13 protein-coding genes are annotated in these 15,246 nt (G+C 44.7%); 6 read left to right on the top strand and 7 right to left on the bottom strand.

The window, feature by feature from the left end:
* Nucleotides 1-7 precede the first annotated feature (7 nt).
* The 4 genes from NCI00_RS26370 to NCI00_RS26355 all read right to left on the bottom strand — a co-directional run bounded on the left by NCI00_RS26370 (nucleotide 8) and on the right by NCI00_RS26355 (nucleotide 4,846).
* Nucleotides 8-592 (bottom strand): Ig-like domain-containing protein, encoded by a 585-nt coding sequence (locus NCI00_RS26370; protein ID WP_253532630.1) that lies wholly within the window; start codon nucleotides 590-592, stop codon nucleotides 8-10.
* A gap of 294 nt (nucleotides 593-886) precedes the next feature.
* On the bottom strand, nucleotides 887-2,761 hold the full coding sequence (locus NCI00_RS26365) for a CocE/NonD family hydrolase (RefSeq protein WP_253532628.1): 1,875 nt from the start codon (nucleotides 2,759-2,761) through the stop codon (nucleotides 887-889).
* Nucleotides 2,761-4,359 (bottom strand): hypothetical protein, encoded by a 1,599-nt coding sequence (locus NCI00_RS26360; RefSeq protein WP_253532624.1) that lies wholly within the window; start codon nucleotides 4,357-4,359, stop codon nucleotides 2,761-2,763. The genes NCI00_RS26365 and NCI00_RS26360 overlap by 1 nt, the downstream gene beginning before the upstream one ends.
* A 43-nt stretch (nucleotides 4,360-4,402) precedes the next feature.
* Nucleotides 4,403-4,846, bottom strand: coding sequence for a DUF8785 domain-containing protein (locus tag NCI00_RS26355; RefSeq protein ID WP_253532621.1), 444 nt, complete (start codon nucleotides 4,844-4,846; stop codon nucleotides 4,403-4,405).
* A gap of 236 nt (nucleotides 4,847-5,082) precedes the next feature.
* Here NCI00_RS26355 and glmM point away from each other — a divergent pair, with 236 nt between their 5' ends.
* From glmM to NCI00_RS26330, 5 genes are all read left to right on the top strand, one after another.
* The gene (glmM, locus tag NCI00_RS26350; protein WP_253532618.1) at nucleotides 5,083-6,477 is read left to right on the top strand and encodes a phosphoglucosamine mutase; all 1,395 of its coding nucleotides are present in this window, start codon (nucleotides 5,083-5,085) and stop codon (nucleotides 6,475-6,477) included.
* A 21-nt stretch (nucleotides 6,478-6,498) separates the two neighbouring features.
* Entirely contained in the window at nucleotides 6,499-6,996 is a 498-nt protein-coding gene (locus NCI00_RS26345; RefSeq protein ID WP_253532616.1) for a gamma carbonic anhydrase family protein, read from the top strand.
* A 123-nt stretch (nucleotides 6,997-7,119) separates the two neighbouring features.
* Entirely contained in the window at nucleotides 7,120-8,505 is a 1,386-nt protein-coding gene (locus tag NCI00_RS26340) for a vanadium-dependent haloperoxidase (RefSeq protein WP_253532613.1), read from the top strand.
* A gap of 237 nt (nucleotides 8,506-8,742) precedes the next feature.
* Complete coding sequence (locus NCI00_RS26335; RefSeq protein ID WP_166556762.1) at nucleotides 8,743-9,351, top strand: OmpH/Skp family outer membrane protein; 609 nt, start codon at nucleotides 8,743-8,745, stop codon at nucleotides 9,349-9,351.
* A 181-nt stretch (nucleotides 9,352-9,532) separates the two neighbouring features.
* The gene (locus NCI00_RS26330; protein WP_253532610.1) at nucleotides 9,533-10,741 is read left to right on the top strand and encodes a S8 family serine peptidase; all 1,209 of its coding nucleotides are present in this window, start codon (nucleotides 9,533-9,535) and stop codon (nucleotides 10,739-10,741) included.
* On the opposite strand, the gene NCI00_RS26325 is transcribed toward NCI00_RS26330, so the two are convergent.
* The 3 genes from NCI00_RS26325 to NCI00_RS26315 all read right to left on the bottom strand — a co-directional run bounded on the left by NCI00_RS26325 (nucleotide 10,722) and on the right by NCI00_RS26315 (nucleotide 14,440).
* On the bottom strand, nucleotides 10,722-11,768 hold the full coding sequence (locus tag NCI00_RS26325; RefSeq protein WP_253532609.1) for a vWA domain-containing protein: 1,047 nt from the start codon (nucleotides 11,766-11,768) through the stop codon (nucleotides 10,722-10,724). The genes NCI00_RS26330 and NCI00_RS26325 overlap by 20 nt on opposite strands.
* Nucleotides 11,769-11,839: 71 nt before the next feature.
* Nucleotides 11,840-12,079, bottom strand: coding sequence for a DUF4834 domain-containing protein (locus NCI00_RS26320; protein WP_114067664.1), 240 nt, complete (start codon nucleotides 12,077-12,079; stop codon nucleotides 11,840-11,842).
* 51 nt (nucleotides 12,080-12,130) lie between these two features.
* Nucleotides 12,131-14,440, bottom strand: a complete 2,310-nt coding sequence (locus NCI00_RS26315; RefSeq protein ID WP_253532608.1) for an efflux RND transporter permease subunit — start codon at nucleotides 14,438-14,440, stop codon at nucleotides 12,131-12,133.
* A gap of 127 nt (nucleotides 14,441-14,567) precedes the next feature.
* Between NCI00_RS26315 and msrC the strand changes: the two genes are divergently transcribed.
* Nucleotides 14,568-15,053 (top strand): free L-methionine (R)-S-oxide reductase MsrC, encoded by a 486-nt coding sequence (gene msrC / locus NCI00_RS26310; protein ID WP_253532606.1) that lies wholly within the window; start codon nucleotides 14,568-14,570, stop codon nucleotides 15,051-15,053.
* The last annotated feature ends 193 nt before the right edge of the window (nucleotides 15,054-15,246 follow it).

The following is a 15,246-nucleotide window of genomic DNA, read 5'->3' as shown; positions in this document are numbered from 1 at the left end:
TAAAGCCTTACTTGCTTACTTTTCTAATGCTCATGACGGGGCATACCGCCCTTTTTATTTCCACAACCACTGGCGTAAACGCTATACTGGTACAACCCGTGGCGGTAAATCGCGAACGGGCGTAGTAAGTGCCTGCCCGGGGAGGGATAAATTGCAATGTTTCTGACTTCAACGGAATGCTGCTATGGGGGGTATCGTACCAATCAACCGTAGCGCCATCCACGGTAAAAGCCTTGAATGGGGTAATGGAAGTGCCAGCGCACAGACTTTGGCTGTTTACAAGCGGAGGAAGGGGAAGAATAGGGTCACAAATAGGTAAGGGAACGATTTGGGTAGAAACCAATGAATCAACGGAAGTAAAAGTAAGGGTCACTTTAAAGTCATTTTCGGGCAAAATCCCCGCAATCGTATCGTTCCGAATCGTCCCACGATTGGTTGAAACCTTACCCGAAGTAGCTTCAAATACAAGCAGATAGGTTGATTCACCTTTGCACGGGTTGGGGCAAACAATGGTTTTGACCGTAATAGCGTTGGATTGTGCAAATGCACAATTATATACAGCACAATAGGTGCATATATACCAAATCGCCATTCGAATTGCGAAGCCACAATTCGAGAAAAAAGATAATAATTTCAATCTAAAGTAGGGTAATTAGTTGGTATTGACAGGGTAAAATATACTTATCAGGTCGTCGTGATGCCTAAACAATATATAAAATTGAAATAAATTATCCTTTTTTGCAAATAAAAACAAAAAAAATGCTCACTATCATTGCGTTAGTGGGCATTTTTTTGTTTTAAAATGGTATATTTTTTATTCCGAAAATTGGGGGTACTTTATTTTCTTCCCCCATTTTTTCTCCATTTTGGGTTAATGTCGTTGCTATTACTTTAAAATTTCTATTTCTACGCCGCTTAAAGCACCTGGCTGATGGTAAACACGATGGGTAGCTTTGATGAAATCTTGCTCGGTAGCGAGATAAATATTAGGAACGTATTTTTGGGGATTACGGTCAAAAAGTGGGAAAGCCGTGCTTTGTACCTGAATCTGAATACGGTGCCCTTTTTTGAACGTGTGCAGTACGTCTTGCAAACGAAAATTCAGCGGAGTAATTTTATTGGGAATGAGCGGCGCTGGTTTTTCAAAAGAATTACGAAAACGTGCCCGCATGATTTCACTGCGCACCATCTGGTGATAGTTGCTCAGGGTAATGTTTTTGTTTGGCAAGTAAGCATGATTGGGCTCATCTCCGGGATAAACGTCAATCAGTTTTACAAAAAAGTCGGCGTCACTGCCCGTCGTGCTGAAATTCAGTTTGGCCATAATTTCGCCCCCTAAAGTGATGTCTTCCGTCAAGGGCTCTGTCTGGAACACCAAAACGTCGGGGCGGCGGGCCGCAAAACGTTGGTCTTCCGACATATAGTTGAAAGGAGTAAAGCCCATGGTTTGGGTGTTGTCCTCAATATCAGGCACGGGTTTGAGTGGGTCACTTACGTACTCGCTGAATGCTCGGGCGGTCTTGGGTGCTTCAAAAGACAACTTTCCATTGGCATGAAAATATAACATTTTCTTTTCGGCATTGGCGGCAGGCCATTTGTCAAACGTTTCCCAGGCTTTCTTACCCGTGTTAAACAAATAAGCATCGGGCAGCCCCGTTTTGCCGTCGCCAGTTCCTTTCAGAAAGTGTTGAAAAAATTTAGCCTCAATTTCTCGTTGGTAAAAAGTCGCTACACTGTCGCCGAAGTAAACATTGCTGTGTAGCGTGTGCCCTGTTTCTTGCGACCAGCGACCGTGGCCAAACGGGCCCATCACGAGCGTGTTGTAGGTACCGGGATTGTTGCGTTCGAGGGTTTTGTAAACGGTCAATGGCCCGTAAAGGTCTTCGGCGTCAAACCAGCCACCCACCGTCATCACTGCATGTTTTACGTTTTTAAGGTGAGGAATAATGCTACGTTTTTTCCAAAATTCGTCGTAGTTGGGGTGGTCTTTGTGCTCTTGCCAAAAGAAATTGTCTTTGTAGTAAGCATCGAAATTTTTGAGCGGACCTAGGTCAAGGTTAAACTGGTAGCCATCTTTGGTTTTGGCATTGATTAATCCTGAGAGCCACCAATTGTCGGTAGTGGGCTTAGGATGTTGAATACCAAATACCGGAAATGTTAAAAAATAGCCTTGTGTAAAGGCACCGTTGTGGTGAAAATCATCGAAAAAGAAATCAGAAACGGGGGCTTGCGGCGACGATGCTTTCAAGGCGGGGTGTTGGCTCAACGCCCCCGCAACGGTATAAAACCCAGGATAGCTGATGCCCCATTGCCCTACTCGTCCGTTGTGATTTGGGATATTTTTGATGAGCCATTCGATGGTGTCATAGGTGTCAGAAGATTCGTCTACCTGTTGTTTGGTGGTTTTGTTGGCAATCTGTGGGGTCATGTTTGTCCAAGTACCTTCGCTCAGATAACGCCCGCGAACATCCTGATAGACAAAAATGTACTTATCCTGCATCAAAAATTTATTGGGTCCCAATTGCCCCGGAAATTTGCCTTCACCATACGGTGCCACGCTATAACAGGTGCGTTGCATTAAAAACGGGTACTTTTTAGAAGCCGAGGCATCCTTGGGTGAGTAGACGATGGTGTGCAGCTTGGTACCATCGCGCATGGCGATGTCATACTCAACTTTAGTGTAATTTTCTTTTACCCATTCCGATTGGGCAAACAGCGGAGAAACGATAACAAAAGCAACAAGTAGCAGGAAAAACTTCATTATAAAAGTGATTGTTTGATGAATAAATAAGCACCTTCCGAATTTGTTGGCAATTTAACAAAACCCTCTGATTTATATTGGTTTAAGAACGATGCAAAACCTGCGTCTTTGCCAAAATAGCTTTGCATATCTTGGGTCATCAAAATAAAATTGATGTTTTTGTCTCGGACAAATTTGGCAAAATCACCGTCTGTATATTCTTCAACGTGTATCCAGTCAGAATTATCCTTCAAAAAAACCCGGTACCAGTCCCGTTCCAACACCCTTAGGCGTTCTTTGGGGGTTAATTGAGTAATAAACCGGACATTGTCGGCGGTCGGAGTAGGGGCTTTACGGTGATACTCAGGAACGCGGATTGTTACAAAAATGGATAAAACCAACAGGGCTAAAAAAGCTGCCGAGAAAGGTTGCATGATTTTGACCTTACGCAAAGATAAACGACTTAGTACGTAAGCAATGAGCCACAAGACCAGCACTAAATGAAAAATCAAGTAATGGGTGCGTGGATAAATAAGCACAGTGGCAATCAATGTAGGAATAAGTAACGTAATCAGGCCAACGAACCCCCACCCATCAACTGGGTTTTTACGGAAATTTCGTACCGTCGTTTTGTAGTCTATTAAAAACAAAAATACCAACGCAATACCAGCCGCCACGCCCATGCGCCAGGGAGAATACCACCCCCGAAACAAGGTTTGGTAAAATATACTGACCACATTGGTCAGGTTGGCGGTAACTGTATGGACGATATTGGTCGTGATATGCTTGAAGGTCCATTTAGGCTGCATTTTAATGGCATCCGTTAGGGTATGAACATTTTCGCCCATTACCTTATGGAAAAGTTGGAGTTGGGCCTCAATGGTGCTTGGCTCAGGCTGATTCATCCAAGCCGAATAATTGACGACGAAGTGCTGTTGAAACGCTACCGTACTGCGATTGTCGTCACCTGTAAAAAGGGGATTCCCAAATAGTAAATGAAGGCCAACGGCAAGGATAACGAATACCCCAGCCCAACGCATAAGGGTGGGTTGAAGAATGCCTTTTTCTTTCCATAACCAAAAAACGGCGATAATGAGGGCCAATAAAAAGGATATGTAGAACTCAGGACGACAATACGCGCACAATAACCCCACCAAACTGATGACCAAAAAACGACGGGAATTGGACCACGGTCTCAGCTGAATCAGCGCCAATACGCCCAAAATTAAGCAGAAAGGAGCAATAGAAATTTTGGGGTTGAGGGGTACGTTTTGGTCAGAAAATAAAAATAATACCGCAATCCACGTAGCAGCCGCCAAGGATACCCCCAAAGAACGTACAAAAATAAAGACGGAAATACCCGCTAAAACGCTCAAAAGTGCCCAGTTAAAATAATATAAATTTAAGCTGTCTGGAATAAAAAAATGCCAAAATGCATACCATGCCGCATAAAGCGGTCCCCATTGGACGCCGCCTTTAAACGGAATGGAAAAAGAAAGACCAGACCCGAGGTAGGTAGTTTCATCGCCAAACTCGACATCTTTCCAAAATGGCAAATAGTGAACCAGCACCAGACTGGCCGTCATTAATATGAATATACTGAACCAATGAAGACGCATGTTTAAAGAGGCACGGCAAAGAAATGATACTTTGTGGGTGCGATTATAGTGCTTTACCTGTATCTGCGGGAGTCGTTTGAGGGGCAGGTACGGGTACAACAGGACGTTGATAATTTTGAAGTGGAATCAATTCAACGGAGACCACAAAGTATTTGGTGTCACCGTTCCAAGGAAGTTGAAAAAACTTCTCCTCGTAGTGGAGCGATACCCGCTGGCCTGTTCTTTGCGAAAGATTAAGGGCTTCGATGGCCTGTTTGTTGCTGTCATGCACCGAAAAATCCCAGGTAGTTGAATTAAAGGTTCCGGTACCGTCCGACATTCCGCCCACCATCAATTGCCCTTCGTGGGTTTTAAATACATACCCGCGACGGCTGAGCTTGACCAGCGAGCCTACCCTTGTTCCTTCACTGAACGAACCAAAGGAGATATAATATAGAATACCGCCTACAATGAGGAGAAAGATGATGAGGAATAACCACTTACGCATAATTGTATTATAAGTTAGATGTTAATAAAGTACTAACTAATAGATTTTCGGGGAGAAAAAAAATGGCAAATAGCATTATAATTGAATAGTATCCTGATCTGAACAAACATAATATACCAATCTGATCTGTAGCCATCCATCGTAAAAGTAGGGCAATTTTACAACATTAAGTCGATTGTGCCTAAATTTTGCTACTTTTGAAACGGTTTTCACATTGTTAAAAAGCTAAAAAACAAGTGGCATTAATAAAATCTATATCTGGTATTCGTGGCACGATTGGGGGGAAAACAGGAGATTCCCTTACGCCAATTGATGTTGTTAAATTTTCAGCCGCTTTTGGAACATGGCTAAAACGCAAAAATCCCGCTAATATAAAAATTGTCATTGGTCGTGATGCGAGGCTTTCGGGTGAAATGGTGGCCAAATTGGTGGCTTCTACATTGCAAGGAATAGGCTTTGAAGTAATTGATTTAGGGCTTTCAACCACTCCAACGGTTGAAATCGCCGTAACCCTTGAACACGCTGCTGGTGGAATTATCCTCACGGCTAGCCATAATCCTATTCAGTGGAATGCCTTGAAACTATTGAATGATAAAGGTGAATTTATCTCGGGACAAGACGGTGCGGAAGTGCTTGCATTGGCCGAAAGCGAAGATTTTGATTTTGTAGAAGTCCGCAAACTGGGTTCTTATCGGGTAGATAACTCCTATTTTCAGAAACATATCGAAATAATTTTGGCGTTGCCGTTGGTGGATAAAGAGGCCATCGTCGCCAAAAACTTTAAAATTGCCGTCGATGCCGTCAACTCTACGGGGGGGATTGCCGTTCCGATGCTTTTGGAGGCGTTGGGCATTGAAAAAGGAAACATTAAACTTATCAATTGTGAACCCACGGGCGACTTTGCCCATAATCCAGAACCGCTTCCCGAAAATTTAATCGAAATCAGCCGTGAAATGACTCGGGGAGATTTTGATTTGGGCGTAGTGGTAGACCCAGATGTGGATCGACTAGCGCTTATTTGTGAAGATGGGCAACCGTTTGGCGAAGAATATACGCTGGTGTCTGTTGCTGATTATGTATTGAAAAACAAAGTGGGCAATACCGTTTCCAATCTTTCTTCTACGGGTGCACTGCGTGACATAACACTAAAAGCAGGAGGGGCTTATTTTGCCTCGGCAGTGGGAGAGGTAAACGTGGTCGAAATGATGAAAGCCAACGACGCGGTTATTGGCGGAGAAGGCAACGGCGGCGTTATTTATCCCGATTTGCACTATGGTCGTGATTCCCTCGTGGGCATTGCCTTATTTTTGAGCCATTTGGCCAAATTTGGCAAGTCAGCTTCTATTTTACGCCGCACTTACCCGAGTTACCACATTTCAAAAAATAAAATTGAATTGACTGCTGACATTGACGTAGACGGTGTACTGGAAAAAATCAGCAAAAAATATGCTAAAAATCCCGTCAATACCATTGATGGTGTGAAGATTGAATTCAATAAAGAATGGGTTCACCTGCGTAAATCAAATACGGAGCCCATTATCCGGATTTATTCAGAATCAGAAACTGCTTCTACGGCGGATCATTTAGCCCAAAAAATCATTGACGACATCAAAGAAGCGATTCAAAGTTAACCAATAAACGTTTGTCGTTTTATGGACAACCATAAGGCCGTTTTTATTGCTTCCTCTGCGTCGGTCATGGGGCAGGTATCGCTTGGGGAGCAGGCCTCCGTATGGTATGGAGCCGTGATTCGGGCCGATGTTGAAAAAATCATCGTCGGCCACCGCACCAACATTCAGGATACCGCGGTATTGCACGCCGATGAAGGCTCGCCGACCATCATCGGTGATGATGTCACGGTGGGGCATGGCGCCATCGTGCATGGTGCTACGGTTGGCAACGGCTCACTCATCGGCATGAGAGCTACTATATTGAATAATGCCAAAATTGGTAAGTTTTGTATCATTGGAGCCCATGCATTGGTTACAGAAGGCATGGAAGTGCCTGATTTTTCGATGGTCCTCGGAACTCCCGGTAAAGTAGTAAAACAGCTTCCCGAGTCGATGGCGGCTCGTTTATTAGAAAGTGCGGCTCATTATGTAGCGATGGGTCAACGCCATGCTTCGGGAGAGTTCCCCATGATTAGTTAACCCTGTTTTTGTTAGCAAAAAAAATCCAGAGTTGCTATCAAGTACTATCTTTAAATTGGCACTATTCTTGAGGTAGTTTTTTATTATCTCTTCCTCTAAAGACGCTAATTTATATCAGTTAACATGAAAAAAACTTTATCCCAACTGCTTTACCAAGGGGGCTATCATGCCGCAGTGGCGGTATTGTTGGCTTTTACAATATACAGTTGTAGAACACCGAATGACCCTACAAATCCTGCCGATAATTCAAAAGAAACGCAGACATATAGTGCGGAAGTGGCTCTCAAATGGTCGGAAATGAGCCTAAAATTGATTCGGCAAAGCCCTGGTTTTACGCCTCCCGTTGCTTCGAGGGCATTGGGGTATGCTGGCCTAACCCTGTATGAATCGGTGGTGCCGGGTATCAAATCTAATCGTTCTCTTGCTGGGCAACTAAATGGTTTGAAAACGCTTCCACAACCAGAGGCTGGAAAAGAATATCATTGGGCGGCAAGTGCCAATGCGGCGCAGCTTTTTATGGCCAAAAACCTCTGGCCCAACGCTCCAGAAGCAGCCAAAAAGATGGCAGATTCTTTGGCGGTAGCTTTAAGAACCAGTTTTTTGGCGGAGAGTAACCAAGAGGTCATTGAGCGTTCCGAGGCTTTTGGCAATGAAGTGGCCAAAGCAATTTTTGAGTGGTCCAAATCAGATGGTGGGCACGAAGGGTTTACACGAAACTTTCCTGCCGATTATAAAGCTCCTACTGCCCCTGGCTCTTGGCAACCCACTGAAAACGGCAGAACGATTCCGATGCAACCCTATTGGGGCAAAAATCGCACCTTTTTGGCGGTAAATTCTTCGATGCCTATGCCGCTGCCTTTGACGGTATCAACTCAGGTTAATTCACCCTATTTTCAACAATACTACGATGTTTACAAGAAGAACATTGCCTTAACGCAGCTCGAAAAAGAAATCGCCGTGTGGTGGGCCGATGATCCGAGTGAAACCTTTACGCCTCCAGGCCATTCCTATAACATTGCCCGGATAGCTATCAAAAACAGCAATGCCAAACTAGATAAAGCTGCTGAGGCCTTGGCACGTACAGGAATAGCCGTGGCCGATGCCTTTACGCTGTGCTGGAAATGTAAATTTGCGTTTAACAACGAGCGTCCTTATACTTTTGTGCGTCGGGCCATAGACCCCAAATGGATTCCTTTTTGGCCCGCGCCTCCTTTTCCTGGGTATTCTTCGGGCCATTCCACGCAGTCTTCGGCGGCGGCTGTGGCGCTGGAGGCGGTCTTTGGTGCAGATTTCGCCTTTGTTGACGATTCCCACGTCAATCGGGTGCGCGATACCAAGCGTAACGTAGATTTTAAGCCTCGCTCGTTTCAATCACTTTGGGCAGCAGCCGAAGAATCGGCTTATTCGCGGTTTTTGGGCGGAATCCATACTTTTCAGGACAATGATATTGGCCAAAAAGAGGGACGGAAGATTGGTCAAAATATCAATGCTCTTCGGTGGAAACAGTAAAAAAACGTAGCTGAGGGGCATCGAAAGAAAGTCGCTTACTTGTTTGGTTAACCCGACAAGTAAGCGACTTTTTTTTTAAAGGTACAGTATTATTTCTAACTTTGCCCGTACAATCGTTAACGTAAATCGTTATTCGATAATCTATCAGTATGAATTTGGTTATCAGTTCTTTACGTATAATAATTAACTCTTTACCATTAATAATTAACTTTTATCAAAATTTAAAATCTTTTTATTGTGAAAAACGGACTACTTATTTGGAATGCGGTTTTGACTGTGGCGGTGGCTTTTTTAGGGTATCAGCACTTCTCACATCATTCATCTGACAGTGCAGGCGGAAGCATTTCGGACGCCTCGAAAGGCAAGAAAATTGTGTATGTACAGGCCGATAGCCTCCTCAAAAACTATGAATATTACAAAGACTTTCAAAAAGAATTTGAAAGCAAAGGGTTTCAGTTAGAAAACGATTTAGCCAATAAAGGGCGTTCGTTCCAAAACAAAGTGGCCTTCTTCCAGCAGCGTGCTCAGCAGGGGGCGTTGTCGCAAGACCAAGCACAAGCGGCTCAGTCACAGTTAGCCAAAGAAGAGCAGGATATTACCAAATACCGCGACGATCAATTGCGTAAACTCGATGAAGAGCGTATCAAAAAAACCGAAGAGTTTTACGGTAATATCTTCGAGTACATTAAGAATTATAACAAAGAAAACGGCTACGAATTTGTGCTTGGTTACAGCAAAGGCGGCGGAATCCTCTTTGCCGACGCCAACCTAGATGTGACCAAAAAGATGGTTGAAGGCCTTAACAAAGAATACAAAGAGAAAGAAGCTGCAAAAGCTAAAAAATAAGCTTGTCGGTTTTTGGATTCAGATTGTCAGTGTGCAGTTGCAAAGTAGCGGCTGTATGCTGACAATTTTATTTTTATCAAAACAATTTCGCCCTGCTTGCCCGCGTTAAATGTATCGAATTTAACGCTCATCTCCTCCATGACCTACCTTCTACCTTTTTCTCAAAATCAACTGACTGCAAATGAAAAAGGTATCTTTTATCTTAGGATTGGTATGGATAGCCGCTTGCGAAAGCGAAAACTCACTTGAACCAGCCGCCGATTGTTTGGTGGCGGCCTCTGCTCACCGCGGCGAAGTAATAGAAGGAGAGTATATTGTGACTTTAAAAGAAAATGCGGAAACATCGGCGCTAAGCCCGACCGCTACAAATGCGCGAATTGCGGCATTTTCGGAGCAACTTCTGAGCAAACATCATCTATCTTCTGGGGCCATTCGGACTGCTTTTGCGGGAAAAACGCGTGGTTTTGTGGCAAAACTTTCTAAAGGAGAGGTAAATACGCTCCAAACAGACCCAGCCATTGAAGTGATTGAACCCGACCGGGTAGTAAGTGTGTGTGGTTGCGTAGACGTAGTCGCCCCCGCTTCGGTGACGTGGAGTACGCGGAAAACAGGGTACGGGAATGGCCAAAATTTTGCCGAAAAAACCGTTTGGATTATCGATACGGGCGTTGACCTCGATCACCCTGATTTGAACGTCGATACCCAACGCAGCCAATCTTTTATTACTGGGCAAACCTCTGCCGACGATAATAATGGTCATGGAACCCACGTGGCGGGAATTATCGGTGCGCTCAATAATACCATCGGTACTGTGGGCGTAGCTTCAGGGGTTAAATTAGTGGCGCTGAAAGCCCTTGATCAACTTGGCGAAGGACGCCTTTCGAGTGTGGTGGCGGCGGTAGCGCACGTGAGTCAAAACGGCAAAGCAGGCGATGTGGTGAATATGAGTTTGGGATTAGATGGAGTTTCAAGCACGCTGGACCGCCAAGTGCAGGCAGCGGCCGACAAAGGAATTTTATTTGCGATTGCGGCCGGCAATGACAAAAAATTGGCCAATGGCTTTTCGCCGGGCAGACTCAATCATGCCAATGTGTTTACGGTGTCGGCCGTCGATAGTACGGGCCGTTTTGCCAGCTTTTCCAATTACGGAAACGACGTGGTTGACGTAGCCGCGTATGGCGTCAGAATCCTCTCTACTTATGCTAATGGGCGTTATGCGATTTTGTCGGGTACTTCTATGGCGGCCCCGCACGTGGCAGGACTTTTATTGATTCGTGGCAATGCGGTGCCTACTTTTGGCTCGGCTATCAATGATCCCGATGGAGCTGCAGATCCCATTGCCCGTGTGAGTAGTCAATACACCACGGTAGCTAGTCTTCTAACACATTAGCAATAAAGATAACTTTCAGAAACATCATCAACAGAAAGAAAGCCAAGGCCCAGTCGAGATACACGCGATAGAAGTCTTTAACTTCCTGATAACGGCGATTTTTGACTTTGACGCGTTCCAAATTGTCTATTTGTGAGAATATGTTTTTAAGCGTGGTATTGTCGGTAGCGCGGTAAAATTGGCCATTGGTAGCTCGCGCAATTTGCTGCAATGTACCTTCGTCGGGGGCGGTTTGGGGGGACGTAAGAGCGAGAGAGTCTGAGTTGCGCTGCGAATTGTTCACAAGTGGCTTGGACACAGTGCGGCCGATGGCGATGGTATAGACACGTACGCCGTAGGCTTTGGCCAGTTTGGCAGCGGTGATGGGGTCCAAATTGCCCGCGGTACTTTCGCCGTCACTTAATAAAACGACCACTTTTGATTTAGAGGCACTTTCACGCAATCGGTTGATACATACCGCTAAAGCACTCCCAACGGCGGTTCCTGCAATGGTAATTTGGTCATGACTGACCTCGTCCAAAAAACTGTAGAGTAATTCGTAATCGTTGGTTAATGGACAAAGGGTGAATGCCTCGCCCGCAAATAAAACAATACCGATGCGGTCTTGTAAGCGCCCACCGATAAATGATTTGGCAACCGATTTAGCAGAAGCTAATCGGCTGGGAGGCAGGTCTTTATCACGCATTGATTCAGAAATGTCCAAAGCCAGCATGATGTCAATAACTTCGGCGTCACGCTCGGTGAGGGTGTTGATAGACTGCGGGCGGGCCAGCGCCAGCAAAAGACAACTTAACCCCAAAAAGCCCGAAATAGGAAAGAGTAACCGCAGCCACACCGAGAAACTTTTGGGGGGGGCGGTATTCACAAACGTAATTCCTAAGCGTTGAAAAGCACCTGCATGAAACGCTTGTCGCAGCCAAAAAGCAATGGGAATCACCAATATTCCGTACAAAAAGTAAGGATGTGCCCAACTGAAAGCACGTAATTTAGCGAGTGAAAACCATTCGACAGAAAACCAATCCCACATGTTTATTACTGGTCAGAAGTCGATGGTTTACAGAGGGAAGAAAGACTTTTCTGTAGCACAACGACCAACACTTAATCTTTTACTTCTTCGTAATCAACGTATTCGCCGCCCCGAAACCGCGATTGGTCGGAGCTAGTGGGTTTTGGTTCTACCCTGATTTCGCCTTCGCGGCGTTGGGAGGGTTGATTTGCTTTTTTCTGCTCTTTTACCAATTGACGTCCTACCAGCAACCAAAACATGAAGCGCCGGAAGGGAGGAACAAAGGCAACAAAGAAGATGAAAATGAGGAGTATGTTAAAAAGTATTTTCATTGTTTTGGGGAGATTACTTGTTAAAGCTAACCATTGGTGTTTTTTTACTATTTAGCCATTAACTAACTTTTTATTCATCCAAAGTAAAAACGTCGGTAGCAGGATTAAATTGGACAACATTCCCATTAACACCGTAATGGCGACCAAAATTCCCAACGCAACGGTCTCTCTGAAGCTTGAAGCCGTAAAAATAACAAATCCTGCAAACAGTATGATGGCATTGTAAAACATACTTATTCCTGCAAACTGAATTGTTGTGGAAATGGCTTCGCTTACACTCTTTTTATTGTTGCGAAATTCATCTTGGTACATGGTCAAAAAATGGACGATACTCGAAGAAGAAAGCCCAAAAGTAATGGAAAAAACAAGCGTGGTGGCAGCGTTTAGAGGTATTTCTCCAAAACCCATGATTCCTGCCGTCATAACCAAAGGAAGACTGCTCGGAACGAGGGCAATCAAAATCAGGCGCCAATGACCGAAAGCTACCACCATTAATATTGCAATCAATACGATAACTAACAAGGTACTTTCGACCAAATTTTGTAATAAATAATCATTACCCTTGCTAAATACCACACTACTCCCCGTGATTTTGGCTTCGTATCGTTCCTCCTTCTCAACTTGTTTGCCAGTGCTGGTATCAATATTGAACAAACTATCAATTTTGGGTTGGAGTAGCGCGCACAGCGCGGCAATCCGATGGGTGCCAACGTCTTTGATTTGAAAACTGACTCGGGTATATCGCCGCGTGCTGTCCATAAAACTACTTAGACGATTATCGTTGCTTTTGAAATTGCCAGCGTATTCGGCCAATTTGCTGAGTTCGAGCGCATCGGGCACTACAAAATACTTAGAGTCGCCGTCTCGGTAGCCTTGGTAAATGAATTTGGTGGCTTCAACTACCGAAAGCGGTTTGGTAAACTCGGGACACTGAGCAAACTCTTTCTGCAAAAGATTAATTTTTGTCAACGTTTGAGGCATCAAAACGCGTCCTGGGCGGCCAGTGTCAATGTTTATTTCAAACGCCATTACTCCTTTAAAATATCTTTTGAAAAAATCTAAATCATTCAGAAGTGGGCTGTTTTGAGGGAGATTATCTGCCATAAAGCCCGTGTTTTTGATTTGGGTGAGCCCCACCAAGGCCACGATAAGCAGCGCCGCTACTGAACCATAAATAACGGGGGCGCGATGATGTACCCATCCATCAATTTTTTTCAGAAAGAAGCTGATATTTTTGTTTTCTAGGCGTCGAGGCTGTTTTTCGATGAGAGCGGAGGAATAACTGTAAAGAATGGGAAGAAGCGCCAACCCAATGATGTAGGTACAAAGCAGACTCAAAGCCGCAATCTGGCCAAATTCCGCCAAGAACTTACTGCCCGTTAGTGAAAAGACACCAAACCCGATGGTGGCCATAAGGTTGGTCCAAAAAGTGGTTTCGCCGATTCTCTCGGTAGTACTTTGCAGAGCTTGGCGTTGATTGCCCAATCGACCAAATTCTTCGTGGTATTTTTTTGTCCAAAAGAAGGTATTAGATACGCCAATCACTACCATCAGAGAAGGTAGGAGACTGGTGAGCTGGGTGATTTCGTGCCCCAAGAGGCCCATAAACCCCACACTCCACACCGCCCCGACCAAGGCTGCACCCAACGAAATAAGCATCACCACCCACGAACGGAAGAAAAAAAGCAGAATGAGTCCCGTGACTATGACGGCTAAAATGCTAAAAAGTACGATTTCATGACGCACCTTAGCGACGTATTCGGAACGGATGTAGGGCATTCCCGATAAATGTACTTTCAGACCGTGGAGGTTTTCAAAAGCCAGTGTTTCTCGCTTGATTTGGTCGATAGGTGTGTTTAGTGTGTGATTGAGGGCGTCTTGCTCAAGCATGATGGCCATCAAATGGGCTTTCCCATCCTCGCTGATGATGAATCCTTGGTAAAAAGGCAGACGGCTGATTTTGGCTTTTATCGAATCTACTTCGGCCTGGGTAATGGGTTTGTTGGGTATAATTTGCCTGAAATCAAATCGTTTAAGGCTGTCGTTGCGAACGATTTCCACTAAATTGGCACTCGAAATAATGTCTTTTACGCCACTAATCTTTTTGATTTTATGGTTCAGTTCGTACCAATCTCTGAAAATGGGGAACGTAAACAGTTGGTCGGTAGCAACGCCGATGACCAACACATTGCTATTTTCTCCGTAGCGTGCTTTAAACGATTCGTACAATTGAAAATCAGGGTTGCTTTCGGGTAAAATTTGGGGTAATTCGTAAGAAAAGCGAACTTTGGTGGCTTGATACCCCATAAAGACCGTCAGGCCGATATAGGCCACCAAGAGACCAAGACGGTGTTTGAGCATAAAAGTGGATACTGTATGGCTGAACATTCGATGAGTATCAAGGTACGAAAGAATACAAATCTAAAAATATCAGTGGAATAAGTTTAAAATTCAGAAAGTAGTTAGCTTCATCAACCATTAAAAAATCATGGCCGAAACCTTATATCTTCCCGCTACCACCGACCGCGCTGCGCTGTATGAAAGTCTGGTGCCGCAGATTGCGGCGCTTATTGAAGGTGAAAACGATTTAATTGCCAATTTGGCCAACATTACGGCGGCACTGCGCGAGGCGTTCGGCTTTTTCTGGGTCGGATTTTACCTCAAAAAAGACCAACAATTGGTGTTAGGGCCTTTTCAGGGGCCGATTGCCTGTACGCGTATTCAGTTTGATAAAGGCGTGTGCGGGGCGTGTTACACCCGTAAAGAAACCATTATTGTCCCCGACGTGGAACAATTTCCTGGGCATATTGCGTGCAGTTCGGCGTCCAAATCGGAGATTGTATTGCCTGTTTTTGCCCCTGACGGGAGCGTGGCAATGGTGTTGGATGTTGACAGTGACCAATTGGACGATTTCAGCGCAGTGGATGCGCAAGGATTGGGCGCAGTTGTGAAATTGGTGGCAGGGCTGTTGTGATTATTTAGCAGAGAAACCGCGAAATGTAGAACCGCGAAACTGAAAAATGTAGAACCGAAAGGTTAAATCGGGAAACCGAAAAATGTAGAACTGAGAAACTGAAAAATGCAAAACCGCGAAATGTAGAACCGCGAAACTGAAAAATGTAGAACCGAAAGGTTAAATCGGGAAACCGAAAAATGTAGAACTGAGA

Source organism: Runella salmonicolor (assembly GCF_024158025.1).
GTDB lineage: Bacteria > Bacteroidota > Bacteroidia > Cytophagales > Spirosomataceae > Runella > Runella salmonicolor.
Note: the sequence above shows the minus strand (reverse complement) of the source record. Positions and strands in the feature narration are given on the sequence as shown.

Coding starts and splice junctions, on each gene's coding strand:
- NCI00_RS26340 (WP_253532613.1), top strand. CDS start 7,120: ATGAAAAAAACTTTATCCCAACTGCTTTACCAAGGGGGCTATCATGCC.
- NCI00_RS26325 (WP_253532609.1), bottom strand. CDS start 11,768: ATGTGGGATTGGTTTTCTGTCGAATGGTTTTCACTCGCTAAATTACGT.
- NCI00_RS26320 (WP_114067664.1), bottom strand. CDS start 12,079: ATGAAAATACTTTTTAACATACTCCTCATTTTCATCTTCTTTGTTGCC.
- NCI00_RS26365 (WP_253532628.1), bottom strand. CDS start 2,761: ATGAAGTTTTTCCTGCTACTTGTTGCTTTTGTTATCGTTTCTCCGCTG.
- NCI00_RS26360 (WP_253532624.1), bottom strand. CDS start 4,359: ATGCGTCTTCATTGGTTCAGTATATTCATATTAATGACGGCCAGTCTG.
- msrC (WP_253532606.1), top strand. CDS start 14,568: ATGGCCGAAACCTTATATCTTCCCGCTACCACCGACCGCGCTGCGCTG.
- NCI00_RS26345 (WP_253532616.1), top strand. CDS start 6,499: ATGGACAACCATAAGGCCGTTTTTATTGCTTCCTCTGCGTCGGTCATG.
- NCI00_RS26370 (WP_253532630.1), bottom strand. CDS start 592: ATGGCGATTTGGTATATATGCACCTATTGTGCTGTATATAATTGTGCA.
- NCI00_RS26355 (WP_253532621.1), bottom strand. CDS start 4,846: ATGCGTAAGTGGTTATTCCTCATCATCTTTCTCCTCATTGTAGGCGGT.
- NCI00_RS26330 (WP_253532610.1), top strand. CDS start 9,533: ATGAAAAAGGTATCTTTTATCTTAGGATTGGTATGGATAGCCGCTTGC.
- NCI00_RS26315 (WP_253532608.1), bottom strand. CDS start 14,440: ATGCTCAAACACCGTCTTGGTCTCTTGGTGGCCTATATCGGCCTGACG.